Genomic DNA, 24,854 nt, shown 5'->3' with positions numbered 1-24,854 from the left:
CTGCGGCCTGGCGATCGGGCACGGCCGCCGCAAGAGGAGAAACGCACAGATGACCCCCGCGCGAAAGACCACAGGGCGCGTAGCGTTCGTGGGCTCCGGCCCCGGCGACGCCGGCCTGCTCACGGTCCGTGCCCAGGAACTGCTCGCCAAGGCCGAGGTCGTGGTGACCGACCCCGACGTGCCGCAGACCGTCCTGGCCATGGCCGCCGAGGGCGCCGAGGTCCGGCCCGCCGTCGGCGAGGCCGCCGAGGTCGCCAAGGACCTGACCACCGAGGCCAAGGCCGGCCGGCTGGTGCTGCGCCTGGTCGCGGGCGACCCGCTGACCACCCCGGCCGTGGTGGCCGAGGTCCAGGCGGTCGCGCGCACGAGCGCCGTGTTCGACGTCATCCCGGGTGTCTCCCCGGCCGCGGCCGTCCCGGCGTACGCGGGCGTCGCGCTGGGCGGCACGCACACCGAGGTCGACGTCCGCGGCGACGTCGACTGGGCGGCGCTGGCCGCCGCGCCCGGCCCGCTGGTGCTGCACGCGACGTCGGCGCACCTGGCCGAGGCCGCTTCGGCGCTGACCGGCAACGGCGTGCCGGCGGCCACCCCGGTCGCGGTCACCGCGAACGGCACCATCAACACCCAGCGCACCCTCGACACCACGCTCGAGAAGCTGGCCAACGACGCCGGCGAGCTCGTCGGGCCGCTGATCGTCACGATCGGCCAGGCCGCCGGGCAGCGCTCGAAGCTGTCGTGGTGGGAGTCGCGGGCGCTGTACGGCTGGAAGGTCCTGGTGCCGCGCACCAAGGAGCAGGCGGGCGAGATGGCCGAGCGCCTGCGCGGCCACGGCGCGACGTCGCACGAGGTGCCGACCATCTCGGTCGAGCCGCCCCGCAGCCCGGCGCAGATGGAGCGCTCGGTCAAGGGCCTGGTCGACGGCCGCTACCAGTGGATCGTCTTCACCTCCACCAACGCGGTCCGCGCGGTGTGGGAGAAGTTCGAGGAGTTCGGGCTCGACGCTCGGGCGTTCTCCGGCGTGAAGATCGCCTGCGTCGGCGAATCGACCGCGGCGAAGGTGCGTTCGTTCGGCATCATCCCGGAGCTGATCCCCTCGGGTGAGCAGTCCTCGGAAGGGCTGCTGGCCGAGTTCCCGCCGTACGACGACGTGCTCGACCCGGTCGACCGCGTGCTGCTGCCGCGGGCGGACATCGCCACCGAGACGCTGTCGGCCGGCCTGCGCGAGCGCGGCTGGGAGATCGACGACGTGACGGCCTACCGGACCGTCCGGGCGGCGCCGCCGCCCGCCGAGACCCGCGAGATGATCAAGACCGGCGGGTTCGACGCGGTCTGCTTCACCTCGTCTTCGACCGTGCGGAACCTGGTCGGCATCGCCGGCAAGCCGCACACCCGCACGCTGGTCGCGTGCATCGGCCCGAAGACCGCCGAGACCGCGGTGGAGTTCGGGCTGCGGGTCGACGTCCAGCCGGAGAAGGCGGACGTGCCGCACCTGGTGGACGCGCTCGCCGAGCACGCTGCCCGGCTCCGCGCGGAGGGTGCGCTGCCGCCGCCGCGGAAGGCGAAGCGGGCTCGCCGCTCCTGAGGTTCTTCACGACGAAGGCCGCTCCGGTTCGCCGGGGCGGCCTTCGCTCGTTTCAGCGGGCGTTGGTCTCGCGCCACTTCAGGTAGTCGGCCACCGACGCCGCGACGTCGAACTGCGGCTCGAACCCGGTGTCCTCGGTAAGCCGGGAGATATCCAGGTACGGGCCGCTCGAGCCGCCTGGCTGGAGGGTTACGCCCAGCGCCGAAGCGAACTCGCCGTACGTGAACGGGCGGCCGCTGGACACGTTGTAGACCTCGTGGTGCAGCTCCGGCGCCGTCGTCAGGAGAGCGATCGCGCGGCCCGCGTCCGGGGCGTAACAGACGTCGCCGCCGTCGTCCGCGTGCACGTCCGGGGGTGGCTCGGCCGTGTTGACGAACGACGGGATGGGGCAGAACGGGGAGTCCGGGTCGACCAGCGGGCCCCAGATCGTGCCGATTCGCAGCACCACCGGCTGGACGCCGCTGCCGGCGAGGCTGTGCGTCGTCAGCGGCTCGACCGCCTTCTTGTAGGCGATGATCAGGTGCGGCAGGGCCGCCGTGGGCAGGGCGAGGCCTTCGGTCCACGGGACCTCGGGACGGCCGATGTACACGCCGAGGCTGCTCGCGACCGCGAACCGGCGGACGCCCCACGTCCGGGCCGCCTCCAGCGCGTTCAGCAGCCCGGAGGTGTCCGTGCGGAAGAACCCGACCGGATCGCCGCCCGGGATGCTGCCCGCGAGGTGCACGATGTCGCTGATCCCGTGGCGCGAGCCGAGCGCCAGGAACGCGTCGCGGTCGGTGACGTCGAGCTGCTCGACCGTGACCCGGCCGGCCAGGAAAGACGGGACTTCGGTGCGCCGGTGGGACGTCACGACCACGTCGTGGCCGAGGTCGAGGAGCGCGCGGGCGGTGTGGGCGCCGATCATGCCGAGCCCGCCGGTGACGAGGATCATCGCGCCAGGCTAGGGACGTCCGGTCGCCGTTTCTTGAACGAATCGCGCAGGAACGGCAGGTAGGACGCGGAGTGGTCGTGGCCGCAGGCGCACTCCTCGACGCTGCCGCCGAGCAGCGCCCGCGGCGTCAGCCCGGTCAGGCGGAGGCACTCGCGGCCGAGGTGGGCCTGGTCGGCGTACCCGGCGTCGGCGGCGAGCCCGGCCGGGCTGACCGCGCCCGCCTGGGCCAGCGCGAGGAAACCCTGGAACCGCAGCGTCCGCTGGAGAACCTTGGGACTCACGCCCACCGCCCGCAGGCACCGTCGGCGCAGCTGGCTGGGGGAGAGCGCGAGGTGCCCGGCCAGGGTGTCGAGGCCGACCGGGTGCCACGGCATCAGCCGCCGGACGGCCTCGCGCACCAGCGGATCCGCCGCTTCCACCGGCAGCCTGGCCTGGACGACTTCGAGCGCGCGCTCCGGAGACCCGGCCGTGGCCACGGCTTCGGCCAGGCGGTCGTCCGCGAGATCCGTGTGCTGGTCCACCAGGTCCCCGAGGGGCACCGGGAGCGGCGGCGCGGCCCCGGGCCGGAACCGCACGCCGACGAGGGTCGTGCGCGCCGGGATGACCTCGAGCCGCGCGGTGGTGAGCGGGCCGAGCAGCCGGGGACGGCCGCCGAGGGGGAAGTGGAGCTCGGCGCCGCCGGTGGGCAGGTGCCGCTGGACGTACGGCTCGTCGCCGGTGCGCTGGATCCAGACCGTCCGCACGAGGCCGGCCAGCGCGGGCACGGGCAGGCGTTCGACGTACACCTCCGCACCGAAGCGTCCCCGCGGGAGCCGCGTCAAGCGCACCCTTGCGGAACCCCGGCGAAAGCCGCCGGAGTAACTTGGTAAGGGTGTTCCCCGAGCATCGTCCCCGCAGGCTTCGCACCACCCCGGCCATGCGCAGGCTGGTGGGCGAAACGACGCTGCGGCCACGCCAGCTGATCCTCCCGATGTTCGTCGCCGAAGGGATCGACGCGCCGCGGCCGATCTCGAGCATGCCCGGTGTCGTCCAGCACACCCGTGACACGCTGCGGAAGGCCGCCGTCGACGCGGTCAACGCCGGGGTCGGCGGGCTGATGCTGTTCGGCATCCCGGCCACGCGCGACGCCGAGGGCTCCGGAGCCGTCGACGAAAAGGGCATCCTCAACGTCGCCCTGCGCGACCTGCGCCACGAGCTCGGGGACGCCACCGTGCTGATGGCCGACACCTGCCTCGACGAGTTCACCGACCACGGTCACTGCGGCGTCCTCGACGCCGACGGCGCGGTCGACAACGACGCCACCCTGCGGATCTACGCGCAGATGGCCATCGCGCAGGTCGAAGCCGGCGCGCACGTGCTCGGGCCGAGCGGGATGATGGACGGCCAGATCGGCGTCATCCGCCGGGCGCTCGACGAGGTCGGGCACAAGGAGGCCGCGATCCTCGCGTACTCCGCGAAGTACGCCAGCGCGTTCTACGGACCGTTCCGCGAGGCCGTCGATTCGCAGCTCAAAGGCGACCGCAAGACCTACCAGCAGGACCCGGGCAACGGCCGCGAGGCGCTGCGCGAGATCGAGCTGGACCTCGCCGAGGGCGCGGACATGATCATGGTCAAACCCGCGCTGGCCTACCTGGACGTCATCAAGGCGGCGGCGGACATCTCCCCGGTGCCGGTGGCCGCGTACAACATCTCGGGCGAGTACGCGATGGTCGAGGCCGCCGCGGCGAACGGCTGGCTCGACCGCGAGCGGACGGTCCTCGAGGTGCTGACGTCGATCCGCCGCGCGGGCGCCGACATGATCCTCACCTACTGGGCCGCCGAAGCCGCTGCCTGGCTGGACTGAGGCTTATAGTCCACGCGTGGAAGACAAAGAGGACCTCTCGGGTCTGACCGACGACGAACGGCGCAAGCGCGGCCGCTCGCCCGACCCGGTGCTCCCCGGCGAACGGGCCCCCAAGGCGGCTCCGCCGCGCCCGGTGGCCGTGTCGTTCTGGCTGTGGCTGGCCGGCGGGGTGCTGCTGATCCTCGGGTACGTCCAGCTGATGGCCAGCAAGTCCGCGGTCATCGACCAGTTCGTCCGGGGCACCACCGACCCGAAGATCACCCGGCAGATGATCACGGACGGCGTCACGGCGATGCTGTGGTTCTTCCTGGCCGGGGCGATCGTGTTCACCCTCCTGTTCCTGCTGTTCGCGTACAAGGCCCGCGAAGGCACCCGCTCGGCCCGGACGGTGCTCACCGTGCTGCCGTTCGTGTTGCTGCTGCTGATCTTCACGTTCGCGCCGGTGCTGACGTACCTGACGCTGGCGGCGGTGCTGCTGTTCGTGATCGCGGTGGTGCTGCTGTACCTGCCTTCGGTGAGCGGCTACTTCCCCAAGGTGGGCAAGAAGCCGTGAGGCTCTACGCCGAGTCCGGCGTGAGCTGGGCGGCGATCGGCTGGGGTCCGCTGTTCGCACTGGTGGGCGCGCTGGCGGAGCTGGTCACGGGCGGTCCGGTGCACGTGGTGGGCTGGCTGATGACCGGGTTCGCGCTGGGCGTCATCACGATGCCGTGGGTGTACGCGCGCCGCCGTTTCCTGTCGCTGGAGGTGACGACCGAGCAGCTGCGGCAGGGCCGCGAGCAGGTGCCGGCGGCGCAGATCGCGTCGGTGACGGACGTCGGGACGCCGGTCGGGGCGCGGGTGCTCGGCGGCGGCTGGTCGGTGCCGCGGAAGTACGACTCGCTGCCGGTGAAGCTGGCGGACGGCACGGTCGTGCTGGCCTGGGCGAAGGACGTCGAGGCGCTGCGGGACGCGCTGGACCGGCTCGTCCGGGCGACGCCGCGCGAAGCATGAGAAAATCGGCGGCGTGATCGACCTTCCGCAGCCCACCGGGGCCGAGCTCTGGCCGCCGGAAGAAGCCGGCCCGGCTGCCCGGCTGCACAAGCCGTGGCGAACGCTCGTCGCCGTCGTGGAGGTCGTGCTCGCCGTTCTGGCCGGGTGGGCCGCCTACGCCTGCTGGCACAACAGCGTCGCCAGCGTGGTCACGCGGACCGACGACGGTGCCGTGCTCGAGTCGCACCGGTACTTCGGCGGCCTGCTCGCCGCCGCCATCGGGCTCGGGACCGTGGCCGCGCTGCTGCTCGTCGACGCGGTGCGTCAGCTGGCGCTCGCCATCCGGGCGCGGAGCCCCCAGCCGAAGGCCTGATACACAGCTCGCGCACAGGCAACGAACAGTCCATTGCTAAGCAGTGGCCCCAGAGTTTGCCGCATGACGCGCGTGCGTGCCTCGAAGGCATGGGTGATCAACGGAGCTCTGGTGGTCCTGCTGGCCGGAGCGGGATTCGGGATATACCAGGCATTCAGCCCGGCGCCGAGCTCGGCGCAGGCGCAGTCGCGCAGCACCCCGGTCCGCCGGGCGACGGTCACCGAGACCGTCGCCGCCGCCGGGACGCTCGCCAGCAGCTACACCGGCGCGGCGAACTTCGCCACGGCAGGCAAGGTGACCTCGATCGACGTCAAGGTCGGTGACGTCGTCAGCGCCGGGCAGAAGCTCGCCACCATCGACAGCACCCAGGCGGCGAAGCAGCTTCAGGTCGCGAAGGCGAACCTCGCCGTCGCGCAGGACGGCCTCGACACCGCCGAAAGCGCCGAAGCCGCTCCGGCGACCGGACAGAACAGCCAGGCCAACAGCGTCACGTCCGCGCAGGCCAAGCTCGACCAGGCCGAGCTCGACGTCCAGACCGCGCAGCAGGCGCTCGACAACACCGTGCTGTACGCCCCCGGCGCGGGCACGGTCACCGCGATCAACGGCACCGTCGGGCAGCAGTCCTCCAGCGGCTCCTCGGCCACGAGCCAGTCGTCGAGCAGCAGCAGCGGCCAGGGCGGCCAGGGCTCTTCGTCGAACTCCGGCGCCGCCGCGGCGAGCAGCAGCAGCAGCAGTTCCGGCGGGTTCATCACCATCACGAACCTGACCGGCCTGGTCGTCAACACCTCCGTCGCGGAGATCGACGTCAGCAAGGTCAAGGCGGGCCAGAAGGCCACGGTGACCCTCAACGCGTTGCCGGACAAGCCGATCCAGGCCACCGTGTCGAGCGTCAACCTGACCCCGACCACCAGCGGCAGCGTCGTCTCGTACGGCGCGCAGCTGGCGCTGACCAGCCCGCCGGACGGGCTGCGGCCCGGCCAGTCGGCGAGCGTCGTGATCACCGTCGCCGAGGCGGCCGACGCGCTGAGCGTGCCGGCCGCGGCGGTGCAGACGGCCGGCGGCACCAACCTCGTCACCGTGCAGGAGAACGGGCAGAACGTCACGCGTCAGGTGCAGGTCGGGCTGCGCGGCGAGTCGACGGTCCAGATCACCTCCGGGCTGACCGAGGGCGAGAACGTCGTGCTCACCGGGACGGCTTCGACCGGGACCACCGGCCGAACGGGTGGCACCGGCGGGTTCCCCGGCGGCGGGACCGGCGGGTTCCCGGGCGGTGGCCAGCGCGGCACGGGCACCGGCGCCGGCGGTGGCTTCGGCGGGCGCGGATGAACCCGGTGATCGAGGTCTCCGCGCTGCGCAAGACCTACGGGGACGGCGAGACGGCGGTGCACGCGCTGCGCGGCGTCGACCTCACGGTGTGGCCCGGCGAGTACGTCGCGATCATGGGCGCGTCCGGCTCGGGGAAGTCCACCCTGCTGAACATGCTCGGCTGCCTGGACGTGCCGACGTCCGGCCGGTACCTCCTGGACGGGTTCGGGGTCGGCAGGCTGAACGAGCGGCAGCTGGCGTTGCTGCGTAACCGGAAGATCGGCTTCGTCTTCCAGTCGTTCAACCTCGTGCCCCGGACGTCGGCGTTGTCCAATGTGGAACTGCCGTTGGTCTACAGTGGACTACGCCGGTCCGAGCGACGGCGGCGCGCGCTCGCGGCGCTGGAGATGGTCGGGCTGTCCGACCGGGCCAAGCACCTCCCGAGCGAGCTTTCGGGTGGGCAGATCCAGCGCGTCGCGGTGGCGCGGGCGCTGGTCACCGGCCCGGCGATGCTGCTGGCCGACGAACCGACCGGCAACCTCGACCGGCGCAGCACCGAAGACGTCCTCGGCGTGTTCGACCGGCTCAACTCCCTCGGCCGCACCATCGTCGTCATCACCCACGAAGACGAGGTCGCCGAGCACGCGCACCGCGTCGTCCGGGTCGACGACGGCCTCATCGTGTCCGACGAAGTGACGCGCGCGGTCGGAGCCGTCTCGTGAACCTCCTCGAAATCCTGCGGTTCGCGGTGCGCGGGCTCACGGCCAACAAGCTGCGGTCGGCCCTCACCACGCTCGGCATCACCATCGGCGTCGCGGCGGTGATCCTGCTGGTCGCGGTCGGCAACGGCGCGTCGGCGGCCATCGCCGCCAGCATCCAGGGCCTCGGCACCAACGTCGTCAACGTCTCCCCGGCGCGCGGCGGCGGGCAGGGCGCGACCGCCCGGCCGCTGACCGTGCAGGACGCGCACGCCCTGGTCGACCCCGTCGGCGCCCCGGACGTCAAGGCCGCGTCGCCGGTGGTCAACACGACGGCGACCGCGACCTACGGGCAGACGTCCTACGACATCTCCAGCGTCGCCGGCACCGAACCCGCGTACTTCACCACGACCAACCGCGAACTCGCCCAGGGTCAGCTGTTCACGAGCGAGGACGTCACGGCCGCGCGGAAGGTCGTCGTCCTCGGCCCGACGACCGCCGAGTCGATCTTCGGCACGGCCGACCCGGTCGGCAGGAACGTCCTGCTGAACAGCATCCAGTTCACCGTCATCGGGGTGCTGCAGGCCAAGGGCAGCACCGGCCTCCAGAACGCCGACGACGTCGCCATCGCGCCGATTTCGGCCGTCCAGAACTCCCTCGCCGGCTACGGCAGCCTCAGCCAGATCGCCGTCCAGGCCATCAGCGCGGACTCCGTCTCGCTGGCCCAGTCCGAGATCACCGCGATCCTGAACGCCCGCCACGGCATCCGCCTCGGCGGCACCCCGGACTACCAGATCCAGAACTCCGAGCAGCTGCTGGCGACCCGGACGTCGGCGACCGAGACGTTCACCGTGCTGCTGGCCGCCGTCGCGGCGATCTCCCTGCTCGTCGGCGGGATCGGCGTCACCAACATCATGCTCGTCACGGTGACCGAGCGGATCCGCGAAATCGGCATCCGCAAGGCCATCGGCGCCCCGCGCTCGGCCATCCTCGGCCAGTTCCTCGCCGAAGCCACCATGCTCAGCCTGTTCGGCGGGCTGCTCGGCGTCGCGATCGGGCTGATCGGCAGCCGGTTCACCATCTCCGGGATCAAACCCGTCATCGTGCCGTCGTCGATCCTGCTCGCCTTCGCGGTGTCCGCCCTGATCGGCCTGTTCTTCGGCAGCTTCCCCGCGAACCGGGCCGCCAAGCTCCGGCCCATCGACGCCCTGCGTCACGAATAAGGAGTTCCCACGCCCCCATCCGCCCAGCCGCCACTTTCACGTGAAAGTGACCACCAGGGGGCGCCACTTTCACGTGAAAGTGGCGCTGAGGAGATCATCGCCAGCCCGGCGGTCGACGGTGACCTGAACGCCGAAATGCGCCACGCCGCGAAGCCGTTTTCGCGCACCACGCTGGTGCTCGCCGGGCTCGTGGTGCTCGCGATCGCGTTCGGCGGCGGCGCCTGGACGCACGCGGCGTTCGGCTCCTCGACCCCTTCCGCACCCACCCGGCAGGCGGGCGGCCAGCAGGCCGGTGCGGGCCAGCAGGGCGGCGGGTTCCGCGGCGGCCGGGGCACCACGGGCACGGTCGACCGCGTCGACGGCACCACCGTGTACGTCAAGACCACGCAGGGCACCGACGTCAAGGTGTCCACATCGGACTCCACCACGGTCGGGGTCACCCAGCAGGGCAAGCTGTCGGACCTCAAGCCGGGGGCGACCGTCGTCGTGCAGGGACAGGCGGGCAGCGACGGGACGGTGGCCGCCCAGGCCATCACCCAGGAGGCCGCGCGCTAGTTGAGGACGACGATCGCGGTGTTGAGCGCCGTCGCGTACAGGATCCAGGCCAGGTAGGGCACCAGCAGCGCGGCGGCGGCCTTCGACCGGCGGCCGAACAGGGCGATCGTCACGACCACGACGACGTCCAGCAGCACGATGTCCGCCAGCGCCACCCTGGCCGCGCCGCTCTCGAAGAACAGCGGCGTCCAGAGCAGGTTGAACAGCAGGCCGACGCCGTAGGCGGCGAACCCGCGTGTCTCGCCGTCGGTCCGCCAGTACAGCCAGCCGGCCACCGCGATGGTGACGTACAGCACCGTCCACACCGGACCGAACACGGACGCGGGCGGCGCCCACGGCGGCTGCTCGAGCCGCGCGTAGACCTCCCTCGCCGACGTCGCGGCCAGCCCGCCGACCACGGCCACCACGGCGACGACGCCCAGGAACCCGGCCAGCATGAGCCACTGGTTGCGGTGCGGGGCGCGTTCGGTCACCGGCTGTTCCCCTCCCGGGCGGCTGCCCGCCATCCTAGGCGGGTTTGCCACACTGGGCAGGTGAGCACTGGAACCGAGCAGTCCAAGGCATGGTTCGACCGCGCGAAGACGGCCATCCCGGGCGGGGTGAACTCGCCGGTCCGGGCCTTCAACTCGGTCGGCGGCACGCCCCGGTTCATGGTCCGCGGCGAGGGCCCGCACCTGTGGGACGCCGACGGCAACCGCTACGTCGACCTGGTGTCGTCCTGGGGCCCGATGATCCTGGGGCACGCGCACCCGGCGGTCGTCGAGGCGGCGCGCACGGCGGCGACGTCCGGGCTTTCGTTCGGCACGCCGACGATCGGCGAGGTCGAATTGGCCGAGGAGATCATCAACCGCGTCGGGCCCGTCGAGCGGGTCCGCCTGGTCAACTCGGGCACCGAAGCCACGATGAGCGCGATCCGGCTGGCCCGGGGCTTCACCGGCCGGTCGAAGATCGTGAAGTTCGCCGGGTGTTACCACGGTCACGTCGACGCGCTGCTCGCCCAGGCCGGCTCCGGCGTCGCGACGCTCGGGCTGCCGACGTCGCCGGGCGTGACCGGCGCACAGGCCGCGGACACGCTGGTGCTGCCGTACAACGACCTCGACGCCGTCCGGAAATCCTTTGTGGACAACCCGGGCGAGATCGCCGCGGTGATCACCGAGGCGGCGGCCGGCAACATGGGCGCGGTCGCGCCCGCCGACGGCTTCAACGCGGGGCTGCGCGAGATCGCCCACGAGCACGGCGCGCTGCTGATCATGGACGAGGTGATGACCGGGTTCCGCGTCTCGCACGCGGGCTGGTTCGGCCTCGAAGGCGTGGCCGGCGACCTCTACACGTTCGGCAAGGTGATGTCCGGCGGGCTGCCGGCGGCGGCCTTCGGCGGCCGCGCCGACGTGATGGCCAAGCTCGCCCCGGGCGGTCCGGTCTACCAAGCCGGGACGCTCTCCGGGAACCCCGTCGCGGTGGCCGCGGGCCTGGCGACGCTGCGCGCGGCCGACCACGCCGTGTACGCGGCTCTCGACGCCAACGCGAAGCGTCTCGGCAACCTCTTCCACGCCGCTTTGAGCGGAGCGGGGGTCGCGCACAACGTCCAGTACGCGGGCAACCTGGTCAGCGTGTTCTTCGGCGAGACGCCGGTCCACGACTACGCGGGCGCGCAGGCGTCCGAAACGTGGCGCTTTCCGCCGTTCTTCCACGCGTTGCTCGACGGAGGCGTGTACGCGCCGCCGAGCGCGTACGAAGCTTGGTTCGTCAACGCGGCCATGGACGACGAAGCGTTCTCGGTGATCGAAGCGGCTCTGCCCGCGGCGGCACGCGCGGCGGCTGGAGCCGTCCAGTGACCACCGTCGTCCACATGCTGCGTCACGGCGAAGTGCACAACCCCGAGAAGATCCTGTACGGCCGTCTCGAGGGCTACCGGCTCTCCGAGCGCGGGCAACGGCAGGCGCTGACGGTCGCCGAGGCCGTCGCGGGCCACGACCTCGTGCACGTCGTCGCGTCGCCGCTGCAGCGGGCGCAGGAGACGGCGGCCCCGATCGCCGCCGCGCACCGGCTCGACATCGCCACCGACGAAGGCCTGATCGAGGCGGGCAACCAGTTCGAAGGCCTGCACGTGGCCGTCGGTGACGGCGCGCTGCGGGAGCCGAAGCACTGGCCGAAGCTGGTCAACCCGTTCAAGCCGTCGTGGGGCGAGCCCTACCTCGAGATCGCCCACCGCATGCTCGGCGCGGTCCACCGGGCGCGCGAGGCGGCCGACGGGCACGAGGCCCTGTGCGTGTCGCACCAGCTGCCGATCTGGACGCTCCGGCGGTTCCTCGAGGGCAAGCGCCTGTGGCACGACCCGCGGCGCCGCCAGTGCTCGCTCGCGTCGCTGACCAGCCTGGTCTTCGACGGCGACGAGCTGCGCGAGATCGTCTACAGCGAGCCTGCGGGTTCCACCGACCCGAAGGTGACCGGCGCATGAAGCGGCTGGTCGCCGGGGTGGCCGCGGTGCTGGCGCTGGCCGGGTGCAGCACCGGCAAGGACGCGGTGGTGCAGGGAAGCAGCTTCAGCTTCGTCTCCCCGGGCGGCAAGGTCGACATCACCTACGACCTCGCCCAGCGCCAGACGGCCCCGGTCCTGGCGGGCGAGGACCTGATGAACGAGGGCAAGCAGCTGTCGCTGGCGGACTTCGGCGGCAAGGTCGTCGTCCTGAACCTGTGGGGCCAGTGGTGCGGGCCGTGCCGCACGGAGGCCCCGGAGATGGAGTCGCTGGCGAAGCAGGGCGTGCAGGTGGTGGGCATCGACGTCCGCGACCCGGCGCGCGAGGTGGCCCAGGACTTCGTGCGGGACCGGAAGCTGACGTTCCCGTCGATCTACGACCCGGACGGCCGGGTGCTGCTCAAGCTCAGCGGTTACCCGCGCAACATCATCCCGTCGACGATCGTGCTGGACAAGCAGCACCGGGTGGCGGCGGTGTTCCTGCGGCCGGTCCTGGCCCAGGACCTGCTGCCGGTGGCGCGGCGGCTGACCGCGGAAGCCTGACCGCAGTCGTCGGAGCTTTTGCCGGTTTTTAACCGGCACGGGTGATTTTTCGGCTAGGTTTCCCCTTGATCATTTCACCGGACCAAGGGGGAACCCATGCTGAAGAAGATCGCTGCCGCCGCGCTGGTCGCGGGGGCTGCCACCGTGCTCGTCCCGACGGCCGCGTTCGCCTCGGCGAGCGGGTGCAACGAGGGCACCTGCATCGGGGTCGAAGGCCAGGGCCTGCGCGTCGAGTCGATCACCGCCGACTCGCTGTCGGGCAGGGACTTCTACGGCCACTACCACATCTACGGCGGCGGCATCGACACCAACAGCTCGACGGGCAACTGGACACCCGGCCTCGGCTGGACCATCTACCCGCGGCGTGACCTGCCGAACGGTTCGGTCCTCTGCGTCGAAGCCTGGGTGAAGAACGCCGACGGCGGCCACTCCCTGCGCGGCCGTCCGTGCGTCGAGGTGCGCTTCTGATCCTCGGCGCTCCGGCCTGACCCGAGCGCCCCAATGTGGCGTTGGGTGCGCTGGAATCAGCACTGCGGCGCGGAGCGCCTCCGTTGAGGGCGGTGGCGGGGGCATGGATGGAGCACCGAACGCCACATTGGGTGCGCTCGGGCGGGACGTGACAGGGGGACCAAGGTCCTGATCTGCTGTGACCGAGGTCCGGTGAAGCGGCCCCGGCGTTCTCACCAGGACCTCACTGCCTACCCTCAACGGAGTGAACTCCGTGACCGAGCTGGCGATCTCCGGGCCGCTGCTGCTCGCCGCGGGTGTCGCGCTGCTGGCCGGGGCCGTCTCCTTCGCCTCGCCGTGCGTCGTGCCGCTCGTGCCGGGGTACCTCGCCTACCTCGCCGCGCTCGTCGGGGCCGACGCGCCGGCCGTCAGCGCCGACGAGGAGCGCAAGCAGGGGCGCTGGGCCGTCGTCGGGGCCGCGCTGCTGTTCGTGCTCGGGTTCACCGCCGTCTTCGTCGCCACGCTCGGCACGCTGGTCTGGCTGACCGCGACCCTCACCCTCAACCAGGACGTCCTCCAGCGCTTCGGCGGGGTGCTCACCATCGCCATGGCGCTGGTGTTCCTCGGCTGGATCCCCGGCCTGCAGCGCGAGGTCCGCTCGCACCACGTGCCGCGCGGCGGGGTCTGGAGCGCTCCGCTGCTCGGCGCGGTCTTCGGGCTCGGCTGGACGCCGTGCATCGGGCCGACCCTGTCCGCGGTCATGACGCTGGCCAGCGCCACCGGCGGCGCCGCGGCCCGCGGGTACCTGCTGATCGCCGTCTACTGCCTCGGCCTCGGGGTGCCGTTCCTGCTCATCGCGCTCGGCGCCCGCTGGGCCGTGCGCGCCACCGACTGGGTGCGCCGGCACGGCCGTCAGGTGCAGATCTTCGGCGGTGTGCTGCTGATGGCTGTCGGCATCCTGCTGGTCACCGGCGTCTGGGGGGATCTGATGGGCTGGCTCCGCAACGAGTTCTCGCTCAACCTGGAGCTGCCGCTGTGACGACCACCGAGGCGCCGCCCGCCGCGCCGAAGCCGCACCACACGCCCGTCAAGCGCACCTTCGCCTTCCTCCGCAACACCTGGCGCGGCCTGACGTCGATGCGCACCGCGCTCGTCCTGCTGTTCCTCCTCGCCCTGGCCGCCCTGCCGGGCGCGCTGCTGCCGCAGCGGAAGCTCAACGCCCCCAAGGTCGACGAGTACATCAGCGCGCACGGCTGGTGGGGGACGCTGCTCGACCAGCTCGAGTTCTACGACGTCTACTCCAGCATCTGGTTCTCGGCGATCTACCTGCTGCTGATGGTCTCGCTCGTCGGCTGCCTGACCCCGCGCAGCTTCGAGTACGTCAAGGCGATGCGCGCCAAGCCGGTGCTGACGCCGCGCAACCTGGCCCGGATGCCGCACTACCGGCCCGGCCGCGGCGCCGCCACCGCCGACGTCGCCACCGTGATCGCGGCCGCCCACCAGCAGCTGTCCGGCTGGCGGCGCATCGAGCGTGAAGAGGATGGCGGCGTCCGCACGATTTCCGCCGAACGCGGGTTCCTGCGCGAGACCGGCAACCTCGTCTTCCACTTCAGCATGCTCGGCCTGATCGTGTTCTTCGCCCTCGGCAAGCTCTTCGGCTACGAAGGCCAGGTCATCGTCCAGGCCGACGGCAGCTCGTTCTGCAACGCCGGCATCTACAACTACGACTCGTTCAACGCCGGCCTGCGCGTCGACGGCACCGACCTGAACCCGTTCTGCGTGAAGGTGAACGACTTCACCGCGCGCTACACCGCGTCGGGCCAGCCGGACTACTACCACTCGAACATCGAGTACCAGTCCGGCCCGGACCTCGAGACGGGCACCTGGCGCCCGTACGGCCTGGAGGTCAACTCGCCGCTGCGCACCGCCGGCGACCGCGTCTACCTGCTCGGCCACGGCTACTCGCCGAAGTTCACGGTCACCTTCCCGGACGGCTCGCAGCGCACCCAGAGCACGCAGTGGCGCACCGTCGACCCGGCCACGATGCTCGCCGAGGGCGCGACGAAGTTCGACCAGCCCGGCATCACGGACGAGGTGCAGCGGCGGACCCGCCAGCTGGCCATCACCGGCCTGTTCGCGCCGACGGCGTTCCTGCACGGCACCGTCCTGACGTCGTCGGCGCCCGAGGCGAAGGACCCGGCCGTCGCCGTCGACGTCCTGCGCGGCGACCTCGGCCTGGACTCCGGACGCGGCCAGTCGGTCTTCGAGGTCGACCAATCGCGGGTCGACGACGGCAGGCTGAAGAAGGTCGCCCGGCAGAACCTCGAGGTCGGGCAGGAGATCAAGCTCGACGACGGCACGAAGATCCGCTTCGACGGCGTCGGCCAGTGGGTCTCGCTGCAGGTGTCCCACGACCCGACGCAGGGGTTCGTGCTCGGCTTCGCCATCGCGATGTTCGTCGGTCTCGGCGCGTCCCTGCTGGTCAAGCGCCGCCGGCTGTGGGTGCGGGTGAAGCCCGGTACCGAAGACGACCCGAGTACCGTGATCGAGGTTGCCGGGCTGGCCCGCACCGACCAGGCCGGGTACGGCGAAGAGTTCCACCGGGTCAGCGAACGCCTGCTCGGCGGGCAGAAGGGCTGAGGCATGCCGATCAACGAGACGCTGTCGCGCTACAGCGACTGGCTGTACACCACCGCCGCGGCGATCTACGTCGTCGCGCTGATGATGACGCTGATCGAGCAGGGCTTCGGCGCCAAGGGCCGGCTCGCCATGGAGCGGGCCCAGCGGCGCTCGCGCGAGCTCGTCGGCGCCGGCGGGCCGCCGGTCGAAGAGGCCCCGGCCGCGCCGCGCGAGGTCGGCCGCCCCGAGCGGATCGGCCGGATGGGCGCGTCGCTGCTCGTGCTCGGCGCGCTGCTGCAGCTGTCGGCGATCGTGCTGCGCGGGCTCGCCGTGCACCGCGCGCCGTGGGGCAACATGTACGAGTACGGCATGGCCGTCACCTTCATCACGGTGGTGACCTGGCTGGTCGTGATGGGGAAGTTCCCGGTCCGCCACCTCACCGGCTTCCTGCTGCTGCCCGTCGTGATCCTGATGTTCGTCAACGGCACGATGCTGTACACGATCGCGGCGCCGGTGCAGCCCGCGCTGCAGTCGTACTGGCTGGTCATCCACGTCTCGGCGGCCATCATCGGGTCCGGTGTCTTCCTCGTGCCGGGGGTCGCGAGCGTGCTGTACCTGTTCCGCGCGGCCCACGACAAGGACAACACGAAGTTCGCCCGGTTCGCGCCGAAGCTGCCCGCGGCCGACGTCCTCGACCGGATCGCCTACCGGACCACCATCTTCGCCTTCCCGGTGTTCACCTTCGGCGTGCTCTGCGGCGCGGTCTGGGCCGAGTCGGCGTGGGGCCGGTTCTGGGGCTGGGACCCGAAGGAGACCGTCGCGTTCATCGCCTGGGTGGTCTACGCGGCCTACCTGCACTCGCGGGCGACCGCGGGCTGGCGCGGGGCCCGGGCGGCGGCCATCAACATCGTCGGGTTCGCCGCGATCGTCTTCAACCTGTTCTTCGTGAACCTCGTCACCGCGGGCCTGCACTCCTACGCCGGGGTGGGCTGAGCGTCCCGCGCGTCCGCCGACTACCGTCGTCACCGGGGGCGGAGTGTCAGGCGGAGCGCGTGGAGGTTTTCACCGGTGACCGGACCCAGCGAAGAATCGGCTCCAGGCCACCCCGAACAGGCTGAACCGGCCGCTGCCGCACCGCAGCCGGGCCTGTTCGCCGACGATCGGACGGACTCGCACCCGCACCCCGAGACGTCGGGGGCGTTCGACGTGCAGCCGACGCAGGCGGTGGCCCCGCCGCCCAACCCGGCGGTTTCGGGCCCGCACCAGGTGCCCAACCCGGCTGTGTCGGGCCCGCACCAAGTGCCCAATCCGGCCGTGTCGGGGCCGCACCAGGTGCCCTACGGCTACGACCGGAACCTCCCGCCGCTGCAGCCGCAGTACGGCGACCCGGCGCAGCCGTACCAGGCGCACGCCCAGTACCCGCAGCAGCAGCCGGCGTCCGGGCTCCCGCAGCCCCAGGGCGGCCGGCACGCGGCCCCGCAGCAGCCGGGCCACGGCCACGACCTGTCGACCGCGCACCTGGTCAAGCAGACCAGGCGGCCGCCGCAGTCCGGCTGGCGCAAGGCGGTCTACGTGGGCACGGGCAAGCTGGTGAACCCGGGGGAGAGCCCGGCGGACACCCGCCGCCGCGAGCTCATCGCCCGCGTCAACCAGCCGCTGCGCGGGTGCTACAAGATCGCGATGCTGTCGCTCAAGGGCGGCGTCGGCAAGACCACGGTGACGACGACGCTGGGCTCGACGTTCGCGTCCCTGCGCGGCGACCGCGTGGTCGCGGTGGACGCCAACCCGGACCGCGGCACGCTGTCGCAGAAGATCCCCCTGGAGACGACCGCGACGGTCCGCCACCTGCTGCGCGACGCGGCCCGCATCACGCGCTACAGCGACGTCCGGTCCTACACGTCCCAGGGCTCGAGCCGGCTGGAGATCCTGGCCAGCGAGCAGGACCCGGCCGTGTCGGAGGCGTTCTCGGAGGACGACTACCGCCGCACGGTCAACCTGCTGGAGCACTTCTACAACATCGTGCTCACCGACTGCGGCACCGGCCTGATGCACTCGGCGATGAAGGGCGTCCTGGACGTCGCGGACGCGCTGGTCGTGGTCTCGTCCGGCTCGGTCGACGGCGCCCGCAGCGCCTCGGCGACGCTCGACTGGCTCGAGGCGCACGGCTACGGCGAGCTGGTCAAGCGCTCGGTGGCGGTGATCAACTCGGTTCGCCCCAAGGGCGGCTCGGTCGACCTCGACAAGCTGTCGGCGCACTTCGGCGCGAAGGTCCGCGCGGTCTGCAAGGTGCCGTTCGACCCGCACCTGGAGGAAGGCGCGGAGATCGAGCTGGACCGCCTGTCCGGCGACACCCGCCTGGCCCTGCTGGAACTGGCGGCCACCGTCGCCGACGGCTTCGCCACCCCGCTTTCGCAGGGCTACCGCTGACCCCGGCCCGGCACTTTCACGTGAAAGTGACCCGGAGTTCGTAACTCCGGAACGCTTTCACGTGAAAGTGCCGGCTTCGGCACGTGGGGGTGGGCGAAGGTAAAGGGGCCTAGAGGTCTTCGTCCCGGCGTTTGCGCTGCTGTTCGGCCAGCTGGCGCAGGAAGTCGGGGTCGTCGTCGGGCGCGAGGGGCGCGCGGCGCGGAGCCGAGGGCACCCCGATCCGCTGACCGGCGAACGACCGCCACAGGAGCAGGGCGACGACCAGCGCGCCGACCGCCGCGAGCAGAGCGAGCATGCCGGATCCTTCCGTATGGCTGCCTGTCCCCCGAGGTTAACCTCTCCGGCCGTGTGGTGGGCCTGAAGCGGGCCGGGAAAGCACGAAGGCCGTGCCGGGGACGGGGTGTTCCCGTACCCGACACGGCCCTGACGTCCGGATGGTTCAGGCGTTGCGCGCCGGTTCGCTGGCGTCGGTGGTCAGCTCGGCGAGGAGCTCGTTCACCTCGGACTCCCGGAACCGCCGGTGCCCGCCCGGGGTCCGGATCGAGCCGATCCGGCCCGCGGTCGCCCACCGCGTCACCGTCTTGGGGTCCACTCGGAACAGCGCCGCCACCTCGCCAGGGGTGAGCAGGCGTCCGCCCATCGTCGCGGTCATTTTCCGCCTCCTTAACGAACTCACTGCTATACCGGAGGCGTCCGGGCCCTTCTGCCCGTCGCGCCGGGGTAGCCAACGAGGCAATCGTTGCACTTCACCCGTCGGGTACTCGAACGGTTGTCCGCGAGTAAAGAGCCCTTAAAGGTCAAAACGGACAGTTTGTTCACGCTATGCAACTACCCTCCGGTGACCTGACGTGCGGAGACGGCGCTCCGGTGGCCGACGGCGGCCGGGCGTGGTGCCAATGGGGGATTGTCCAACCGCATAGAGTGATGCCGTGGATCAGTTGGACCGGAAGATCATCGCAGCGTTGCGCATCAACGGACGGGCCACTTACGCCGATCTCGGACGAGCCGTCGGGCTGTCCGCGTCGTCGGTGCACGAACGCGTGGGCAAGCTGGAAGCCGCCGGCGTGATCACCGGCTACCACGCGGTCGTCGACCCCAGTTCCGTCGGCCTCGGCGTCACCGCCCTCGTCAGCATCCACCCGACCGACACCGCCACGGAGGACGACGTCGCCGACGCGCTCGCCGAACTCGACGAGGTCGAGAGCTGCTACGCGGTGGCGGGCGACGAGGCCTTCGTCATCAAGGTGCGGGTGCCGACCGTCGACGAGCTGGAACGCACGCTCGGCCGGTTGCGCCGCATCCCCGGCGTCGGGCGGACGAACACCACCGTCGTGCTCTCGACGCGGTTCGAGGGCCGCCCGAACAACGCGGGCCTGCAGAAGGACCGGCCGGGCGGGGCGTAGCCTGCGTTGATGTGAGCGACGTGAAGGCCGACCACCTGCCCCGTGACCTGACGCTGTACCTGCTGGCGCGGTTCGTGCTGGTCGGGGTGATCGCGTGGGCGCTTTCGCTGGCCGGCGTGCCCCTGCTGGTCGGCCTGGTGATCGGCCTGGTCGTCGGGCTGCCGCTCGGCCTGCTGCTGTTCCGCCCGCTCAACGCCCGCGTGACCGCCGGCCTGGCGAAGCGCAACGAGAAGCGCGCCCGCGCCCGGGCGCAGCTGCGCGCGCAGCTGCGTGGTGACACGGCCGCCGGGCAGTCCGAGTGAGCCGCCCGCACAACCGCAGCTGGGTCCGCGAGGCCGTCCGGATCATCGAGGCCGACGCCAACCGCAGCGCCGACACGCACCTGCACGTCTTCCCGCTGCCCCCGGAGTGGGGCATCGACCTGTACCTCAAGGACGAGTCGGTCCACCCGACCGGCTCGCTGAAGCACCGGCTGGCTCGGTCGCTGTTCCTCTACGGGCTGGTCAACGGCCAGATCGGGCCGGACACCGTGCTCGTCGAGGCCTCCAGCGGGTCCACCGCGGTGTCCGAGGCCTACTTCGCCCGGATGCTGGGGCTGCGCTTCATCACCGTCGTGCCGCGGCGCACGTCGAAGGAGAAGGTCGCGCTCATCGAGTTCTACGGCGGCGAGTGCCACTTCGTCGACGAGGCCCCGGCGATGTACCCCGAGGCGGAGCGGCTCGCGGCCGAGTGCGGCGGGCACTACCTCGACCAGTTCACCTACGCCGAGCGCGCGACGGACTGGCGCGGGAACAACAACATCGCCGAGTCGGTGTTCGCGCAGATGCGCGCGGAGCGCCACCCGATCCCGAAGTGGATCGTCGTCGGCGCGGGCACGGGCGGCACCAGCGCGACCTTCGGCCGGTACGTCCGCTACAAGCGCCACACGACGAAGATCTGCGTCGTCGACCCGGAGAACTCGTCGTTCTACGGCGCCTGGGAGACCGGCGCGCTGGACTACGGCACCGGCATGCCGTCCCGGATCGAGGGCATCGGGCGGCCGCGCTGCGAGCCGTCGTTCGTCCCGGGCGTCATCGACGAGATGTTCCAGATCCCCGACGCCGGGTCCCTGGCGGCCATCCGGCTGCTGCGCGAGCGCACCGGGCACTGGGCGGGCGGCTCGACGGGCACCAACCTCTACGGCGCCTTCCGGCTCATCTCCCGGATGGTCGAGGACGGCCAGGCGGGCAGCGTCGTCACCCTGCTGTGCGACGGCGGCGAGCGGTACGCGCACACGTACTACAACGACGAGTGGCTGGCCCAGCAGGACCTGGACCTCGCGCCGCACACGGCGTTGTTCGAGGAGTTCCTGGCCACCGGGAAGTTCCCGGCGCTCTAAAGGTTGAGGCCGAACGCGGCCAGCGCGGCCCAGGCGAGCATCGCGAGCCCGGTGTCCCGCAGCGCCGGGATGAGGGCGCGACCGGTCGCGTCCTGGAGGATCGCCCTGACCGACTGGGGCAGCAGGGCGACGCTCAGCACCGTGAGCGCGGCAAGCGAGTGCGTGGTGAACTGCAGGACTCCGCTGAGCACGTACGGCACCGCGATCAGGGCCAGGTAGAGCCGCCGGGTGCCCTGGTCGCCCAGGCGGGTGGCCAGGGTGCGCTTGCCGGACTCGATGTCCGTCGGAATGTCACGCAGGTTGTTGGCCGTCAGGACCGCCGTCGAGAAGCAGCCGACCGCGACCGCGCACGCCAGCGCCGCCCAGCTGACCCGGCCCGCCTGGACGTACACCGTGCCCAGCACGCCGGCCAGGCCGAAGAACACGAACACGGCGATCTCGCCGAAGCCGTAGTAGCCGTAGGGCTTCTTGCCGCCGGTGTAGAACCACGCGCCGAGGATGCACAGCGCGCCCATCGCGAGCAGCCACCAGTGGCCGCTGACGGCCACCAGGACCAGTCCCAGCACCCCGGCGAGGCCCAGGGAGACCAGCGCGGCGGTCAGCACGGCCTTGGGGGCGGCGACCTTGGAGCCGACCAGCCGGAGCGGGCCGACGCGGTTTTCGTCCGTGCCGCGGATGCCGTCGGAGTAGTCGTTGGCGTAGTTGACGCCGACGATCAGCGAGAGGGACACCAGCAGCGCCAGCACCGAACGCCACCAGGAGAACGCGTCCAGCGCGATCGCCGCGCCGACGCCCGCCACCACCGGCGCCACCGCGTTGGGCAGCGTCCGCGGCCGGGCCCCTTCGATCCACTCGCTCAAGCTCGCCATGGCGCCATTCAACGCCATGGTGATCAGCCGGGGGACGGGAACCCGGACGCTTCCCGGACCGCTCCCGGTGACCGGTCGCCGTCCAGGGCGTCGAGCTGCCGCTGGACGCGGCCGGCGTCGTGGGCCCGGTCCTGCTGCCGGTACATCTCGAGTGCTTCTCGCCACACCGTGCGGGCGTCGTCGTGGTGGCCGAGAGCGGCGTGCGGCTCGCCGAGGCGGTCGAGGGTGTCGGCCACCTGGAAGGTGTTGCCGCGGTCGCGGTAGAGGGCGAGCGCCGCCCGGTAGCGCCGGATCGCCGAGGAGTGGTGGCCGGTGTGGAACTCGATGTAGCCGAGGCTGTCCAGGGTGTCCGCCTCGGCGTGGGAATCGCCGTGCTCCCGGTGCAGGGCCAGTGCGGCCGTGCAGTGGCCGCGCGCGGTCTCGAAGTCGCCGGTCCGGGCGGCGAACCAGCCCACCTGGTTGAGCTCGCGCGCCTCCCAGACCCGCTGGCCCAGTACGCGGAACAGCTCCAGCGCGCGGGAGGCGTGCGCGAGTGCCCGGTGGTCGTCGCCACGCAGCTGCCAAGCCCACGAAAGACTGTGGTGGGCCAGGCTCTCTTCCGTGGCGTCTTCGTGCTGTTCGGCGAGGGTGATGGCCTCGTGGAGGTGCTTGACCGCCTCGTCGTGCCGCCGGCAGTAGAGGAAGACGTCGCCGAGCAGCCGGTGCGCCCGGATGCCCGCGGCCGGGTCGGGCAGGTGCGCGGCAGCGTCCAGTGCGGCCTGCCACACCGCGAGCCGGTCGTGGAGCAGCCCGCGCCGGTTCTGGAAGGTGTGCAGGCCCCACGCCAGGTGCCACACCGCGTCGTGCCACCCGAGTGCCGCGGCGGTGCGCTGGGCGGCCAGGAGGTTGGCGTGCTCGCCGTCGAACCACGCCATGGCGCCCGAGTCGTCGGCCGGCGAGCCGGGTTCGGCGCCGGGTGCCGGGGCCGGGAGCGGGACGACCTTGCGGTGCGGATCCACCCGGTGGTCGGCGGCGTGCGCGGTGTGGGTGTAGTGGTCGATCACCCGGCGCAGCGCGGATTCACGCTCTTCGCGCGGGAGGTCCCGGTCGGCGGTGGCCGCGGCGTAGTCGCGGATGAGGTCGTGCATCGCGTACCGGCCACCGGCGCGGCGGGTCAGCAGCGAGGCCTCCTCCAGCATGCTCAGCACCTTGGCGGTCCGCCGCGGGGGCGAGCCGGCGAGCGCGGCCACGGCGGGCAGCCCGATGTCCGCTCCGGGCGCGATGCCGAGCAGGGCGAACAAGGCGCGCTGTTCGCCGGTGAGGGCCCGCAGGGACCACGACAGGACCGTCGGCAGGCTGACGGTGGGATCTTCGTGGTCCAGCGCGTCGAGGCCGAGGTCGCGCAGCTCGGCGGCGAACTCGGCGAGCGGGATGTGGGGCCGGGTCTGGGCGTGCCGGCTCATGATGGCCAGCGCCAGTGGGTAGCGCCCGCACAGGCTGATCAGCGCTTCGGCCGCGGCGGGCTCGGCGGCGATCCGGGGCTCGCCGAGGCGTTCGGCCAGCAGGGCGCGGGCTTCGGTGTGGCTGAGGATGTCGAGCTGCAGGTGACGCGCACCGTAGCGCGTGATCAGCGGGGCGAGGTGCCGCCGGCTGGTGACGATGGTCGTGCAGGCCGGGCTGCCCGGCAGCAGCGGGACCACTTGGCCGGCGTTCGCCGCGTTGTCCAGCACGACCAGCATCCGCTTGCCGTCGACGAGCTTCCGGTACAACGCGACCTGGGCGTCCTGATCGGGCGGGATGCGGCTCGGGGCGACGCCCAGCGCGCCGAGGAACCCGCGCACCACGACGGACGGATCGAGCGGCGCACCGGCCGGGGAGAACCCGTGCAGGTCGGCGAACAGCCTGCCGTCCGGGAACCGCTCGCGGTGCGCGTGTGCCCAGTGCAGGACCAGCCAGGTCTTGCCGACCCCGCCGGCGCCGGCCAGTGCGGAAATCTGCACCACGCGGCTCACGTCCGCCTCGGGGCGGGACGCGGCGGTGAGCGCGGCGAGCTCGTCGGCGCGGCCGATGAACGACGGCGGTGCCGCGGGAAAGTGGTGCGGCACCGCGTCGGCGCCGGCCGGAGTGCCTGCCGGCGCCGCGATCAGGTCCGGGTCGCCGCGGAGGACCCGCTGGTGCAGCTCCCGCAGCGGCGGGCTGGGATCGGTCCCCAGCTCCCGGACGAGCCTTCGCCGCAGCTGCTCGTAGTGGTCGAGGGCATCGGCCTGGCGGCCGCAGCGGTACAGCGCCAGCACGAGCTGACCCGCGAGCCGCTCGTTCAAGGGGTGCTCGCGGGTCCACGCCGTCAGCTCCGCCGCCAGTTCGGCGTGCCGGCCCTGGCGCAGGCGCACATCGGTGTGGTCGAGCTCCGCCGCCCACTTTTCCGCCCGCAGGTCACGGCGCAGCTCGTCGGCCCACTCGGTGCCGACGTCGGCCAGCGCTTCCCCGCGCCAGAGCGCGCGGGCCCGGTCGAAGAGGACGGCGGCGGCCTCGTTGTCTCCGGCCTCGCGTGCCTCGGCCACAAGCCGGCGGAACCGGTGCAGGTCCACCGCGTCCGGGTCGACGCGCAGGAGGTAGCCGCCGCCGAGCCGCTCGATCTCCAGCCCGCCGCCCGCCAGCACGCCACGCAGCCGGGACAGGTAGCTGTACAGCGTGTCGCGCGCCCGCAACGGCGGGCTCTCCGCCCACACGCGGTCGATCAGCTGGTCGACCGGCACCATCCGGTTCGCGTCGGCGAGCAGGGCCGCCAGCACGGACCGCTGCCGGACCGGCCCGAGGTCCACCCGCCTGCCGTCCTGGCGGGCTTCGATCGTGCCCAGCAACCGGAACTCCACCCCTGCACCCTCCCCGCAGCCGGGCCCGTGCCGAGCCGGCACCGCATTCGACCAGCTCGTTCAAGCGGGCTGCAAGGTTTTGTCACGATGCGCACGGCACAGTCGTGAACACACCGCGTGAGCGGTCGCGGGAGCGGGGCCGGGCCCATGCCGCCGAGGGGGCGGCGCGGTCCCGGTTCTCCCGGGTCAGTTCGTGGTCGGCAGCTGCCAGACGAGCTGGCCGCTGTTGGGGTCCGCGAAGGGGCCGTCGGCCAGCGCCGTGCCTGCGGGAAGGAGGATCCCCAGCGCGACCGCGGTACCGACGAGAGCAGTGCGAATCCAGCGCGTCATGGTGAGTAGCCAAGCGGCCGCGCCCCGTGAAT

At 72.0% G+C, this 24,854-nt stretch carries 28 protein-coding genes; 20 read left to right on the top strand and 8 right to left on the bottom strand.

Annotated elements, in window-relative coordinates; all coding sequences use genetic code 11:
* Window positions 1-49 precede the first annotated feature (49 nt).
* The gene (locus DV20_RS23830) at window positions 50-1,582 is read left to right on the top strand and encodes a bifunctional uroporphyrinogen-III C-methyltransferase/uroporphyrinogen-III synthase (protein ID WP_043783903.1); all 1,533 of its coding nucleotides are present in this window, start codon (window positions 50-52) and stop codon (window positions 1,580-1,582) included.
* Window positions 1,583-1,634: 52 nt separating this feature from the next.
* Here the strand turns inward: DV20_RS23830 and DV20_RS23825 are convergent, their stop codons facing one another.
* Both DV20_RS23825 and DV20_RS23820 read right to left on the bottom strand, forming a co-directional pair.
* Window positions 1,635-2,513, bottom strand: a complete 879-nt coding sequence (locus DV20_RS23825) for an NAD-dependent epimerase/dehydratase family protein (protein WP_043783901.1) — start codon at window positions 2,511-2,513, stop codon at window positions 1,635-1,637.
* A complete protein-coding gene (locus tag DV20_RS23820; protein ID WP_235190928.1) occupies window positions 2,510-3,298 on the bottom strand; it encodes a helix-turn-helix domain-containing protein in 789 nt (262 codons plus the stop codon). Before DV20_RS23820 ends, DV20_RS23825 begins: the two co-directional genes overlap by 4 nt.
* Window positions 3,299-3,384: 86 nt before the next feature.
* On the opposite strand from DV20_RS23820, the gene hemB reads away from it, so the two are divergent.
* From hemB to DV20_RS23780, 8 genes are all read left to right on the top strand, one after another.
* A complete protein-coding gene (hemB, locus tag DV20_RS23815; protein WP_084093629.1) occupies window positions 3,385-4,356 on the top strand; it encodes a porphobilinogen synthase in 972 nt (323 codons plus the stop codon).
* 16 nt (window positions 4,357-4,372) lie between these two features.
* Window positions 4,373-4,909: a hypothetical protein gene (locus DV20_RS23810; RefSeq protein WP_043783896.1), complete on the top strand. Its 537-nt coding sequence runs from the start codon at window positions 4,373-4,375 to the stop codon at window positions 4,907-4,909.
* Complete coding sequence (locus tag DV20_RS23805; protein ID WP_043783894.1) at window positions 4,906-5,346, top strand: hypothetical protein; 441 nt, start codon at window positions 4,906-4,908, stop codon at window positions 5,344-5,346. The genes DV20_RS23810 and DV20_RS23805 overlap by 4 nt, the downstream gene beginning before the upstream one ends.
* A gap of 13 nt (window positions 5,347-5,359) precedes the next feature.
* Complete coding sequence (locus DV20_RS23800; protein ID WP_043783893.1) at window positions 5,360-5,698, top strand: hypothetical protein; 339 nt, start codon at window positions 5,360-5,362, stop codon at window positions 5,696-5,698.
* Between the two features lie 63 nt (window positions 5,699-5,761).
* A complete protein-coding gene (locus DV20_RS23795) occupies window positions 5,762-7,024 on the top strand; it encodes an efflux RND transporter periplasmic adaptor subunit (RefSeq protein WP_043783892.1) in 1,263 nt (420 codons plus the stop codon).
* A complete protein-coding gene (locus DV20_RS23790) occupies window positions 7,021-7,725 on the top strand; it encodes an ABC transporter ATP-binding protein (protein WP_043783891.1) in 705 nt (234 codons plus the stop codon). Before DV20_RS23795 ends, DV20_RS23790 begins: the two co-directional genes overlap by 4 nt.
* Window positions 7,722-8,924, top strand: coding sequence for an ABC transporter permease (locus tag DV20_RS23785; RefSeq protein WP_043783890.1), 1,203 nt, complete (start codon window positions 7,722-7,724; stop codon window positions 8,922-8,924). Before DV20_RS23790 ends, DV20_RS23785 begins: the two co-directional genes overlap by 4 nt.
* A 93-nt stretch (window positions 8,925-9,017) precedes the next feature.
* Entirely contained in the window at window positions 9,018-9,479 is a 462-nt protein-coding gene (locus DV20_RS23780) for a hypothetical protein (protein ID WP_043783889.1), read from the top strand.
* Here DV20_RS23780 and DV20_RS23775 read toward each other — a convergent pair.
* Entirely contained in the window at window positions 9,476-9,952 is a 477-nt protein-coding gene (locus DV20_RS23775) for a TspO/MBR family protein (protein ID WP_043783888.1), read from the bottom strand. The genes DV20_RS23780 and DV20_RS23775 overlap by 4 nt on opposite strands.
* A gap of 60 nt (window positions 9,953-10,012) precedes the next feature.
* Between DV20_RS23775 and hemL the strand changes: the two genes are divergently transcribed.
* The 8 genes from hemL (at window position 10,013) to DV20_RS23735 (ending at window position 17,990) form a co-directional block, all read left to right on the top strand.
* On the top strand, window positions 10,013-11,314 hold the full coding sequence (hemL, locus tag DV20_RS23770) for a glutamate-1-semialdehyde 2,1-aminomutase (protein WP_043783887.1): 1,302 nt from the start codon (window positions 10,013-10,015) through the stop codon (window positions 11,312-11,314).
* Window positions 11,311-11,937: a histidine phosphatase family protein gene (locus DV20_RS23765; protein WP_043783886.1), complete on the top strand. Its 627-nt coding sequence runs from the start codon at window positions 11,311-11,313 to the stop codon at window positions 11,935-11,937. Before hemL ends, DV20_RS23765 begins: the two co-directional genes overlap by 4 nt.
* Window positions 11,934-12,497 carry a TlpA family protein disulfide reductase gene (locus DV20_RS23760; RefSeq protein ID WP_043783884.1) on the top strand — a complete coding sequence of 188 codons (564 nt, stop codon included), beginning with the start codon at window positions 11,934-11,936 and terminating at the stop codon, window positions 12,495-12,497. Before DV20_RS23765 ends, DV20_RS23760 begins: the two co-directional genes overlap by 4 nt.
* Window positions 12,498-12,593: 96 nt before the next feature.
* Window positions 12,594-12,965 carry a hypothetical protein gene (locus DV20_RS23755; RefSeq protein WP_043783882.1) on the top strand — a complete coding sequence of 124 codons (372 nt, stop codon included), beginning with the start codon at window positions 12,594-12,596 and terminating at the stop codon, window positions 12,963-12,965.
* Between the two features lie 244 nt (window positions 12,966-13,209).
* Window positions 13,210-13,983: a cytochrome c biogenesis CcdA family protein gene (locus tag DV20_RS23750; RefSeq protein WP_043783880.1), complete on the top strand. Its 774-nt coding sequence runs from the start codon at window positions 13,210-13,212 to the stop codon at window positions 13,981-13,983.
* Complete coding sequence (gene resB, locus DV20_RS23745; RefSeq protein WP_043783878.1) at window positions 13,980-15,584, top strand: cytochrome c biogenesis protein ResB; 1,605 nt, start codon at window positions 13,980-13,982, stop codon at window positions 15,582-15,584. The genes DV20_RS23750 and resB overlap by 4 nt, the downstream gene beginning before the upstream one ends.
* 3 nt (window positions 15,585-15,587) lie before the next feature.
* Complete coding sequence (gene ccsB / locus DV20_RS23740) at window positions 15,588-16,556, top strand: c-type cytochrome biogenesis protein CcsB (protein ID WP_043783876.1); 969 nt, start codon at window positions 15,588-15,590, stop codon at window positions 16,554-16,556.
* 75 nt (window positions 16,557-16,631) lie between these two features.
* Window positions 16,632-17,990, top strand: a complete 1,359-nt coding sequence (locus DV20_RS23735) for a MinD/ParA family ATP-binding protein (RefSeq protein WP_043783875.1) — start codon at window positions 16,632-16,634, stop codon at window positions 17,988-17,990.
* A 109-nt stretch (window positions 17,991-18,099) separates the two neighbouring features.
* Here the strand turns inward: DV20_RS23735 and DV20_RS23730 are convergent, their stop codons facing one another.
* Together DV20_RS23730 and DV20_RS23725 are read right to left on the bottom strand one after the other, a co-directional pair.
* Window positions 18,100-18,285, bottom strand: a complete 186-nt coding sequence (locus DV20_RS23730; protein ID WP_043783873.1) for a hypothetical protein — start codon at window positions 18,283-18,285, stop codon at window positions 18,100-18,102.
* A gap of 144 nt (window positions 18,286-18,429) precedes the next feature.
* The gene (locus DV20_RS23725) at window positions 18,430-18,642 is read right to left on the bottom strand and encodes a BldC family transcriptional regulator (protein ID WP_003081896.1); all 213 of its coding nucleotides are present in this window, start codon (window positions 18,640-18,642) and stop codon (window positions 18,430-18,432) included.
* Between the two features lie 277 nt (window positions 18,643-18,919).
* Between DV20_RS23725 and DV20_RS23720 the strand changes: the two genes are divergently transcribed.
* The 3 genes from DV20_RS23720 to cds1 are packed head-to-tail and all read left to right on the top strand — an operon-like array spanning window position 18,920 to window position 20,771.
* Window positions 18,920-19,393 carry an Lrp/AsnC family transcriptional regulator gene (locus tag DV20_RS23720; protein WP_043783872.1) on the top strand — a complete coding sequence of 158 codons (474 nt, stop codon included), beginning with the start codon at window positions 18,920-18,922 and terminating at the stop codon, window positions 19,391-19,393.
* 11 nt (window positions 19,394-19,404) lie between these two features.
* On the top strand, window positions 19,405-19,695 hold the full coding sequence (locus DV20_RS23715) for a DUF4229 domain-containing protein (protein WP_043783870.1): 291 nt from the start codon (window positions 19,405-19,407) through the stop codon (window positions 19,693-19,695).
* Window positions 19,692-20,771 (top strand): L-cysteine desulfhydrase Cds1, encoded by a 1,080-nt coding sequence (gene cds1 / locus DV20_RS23710; protein ID WP_043783868.1) that lies wholly within the window; start codon window positions 19,692-19,694, stop codon window positions 20,769-20,771. The genes DV20_RS23715 and cds1 overlap by 4 nt, the downstream gene beginning before the upstream one ends.
* Here the strand turns inward: cds1 and DV20_RS23705 are convergent.
* The 3 genes from DV20_RS23705 to DV20_RS45925 form a co-directional block, all read right to left on the bottom strand.
* Entirely contained in the window at window positions 20,768-21,640 is an 873-nt protein-coding gene (locus DV20_RS23705; protein ID WP_043783867.1) for a 1,4-dihydroxy-2-naphthoate polyprenyltransferase, read from the bottom strand. The two genes, cds1 and DV20_RS23705, sit on opposite strands and share 4 nt — an antisense overlap.
* A 23-nt stretch (window positions 21,641-21,663) precedes the next feature.
* Window positions 21,664-24,492: an AfsR/SARP family transcriptional regulator gene (locus DV20_RS23700; RefSeq protein ID WP_043783866.1), complete on the bottom strand. Its 2,829-nt coding sequence runs from the start codon at window positions 24,490-24,492 to the stop codon at window positions 21,664-21,666.
* A gap of 186 nt (window positions 24,493-24,678) precedes the next feature.
* On the bottom strand, window positions 24,679-24,822 hold the full coding sequence (locus DV20_RS45925; RefSeq protein WP_167344395.1) for a hypothetical protein: 144 nt from the start codon (window positions 24,820-24,822) through the stop codon (window positions 24,679-24,681).
* Window positions 24,823-24,854 lie beyond the last annotated feature (32 nt).

Origin of the sequence: Amycolatopsis rifamycinica, from assembly GCF_000695625.1 — a bacterium.
GTDB lineage: Bacteria > Actinomycetota > Actinomycetes > Mycobacteriales > Pseudonocardiaceae > Amycolatopsis > Amycolatopsis rifamycinica.
Note: the sequence above shows the minus strand (reverse complement) of the source record. Positions and strands in the feature narration are given on the sequence as shown.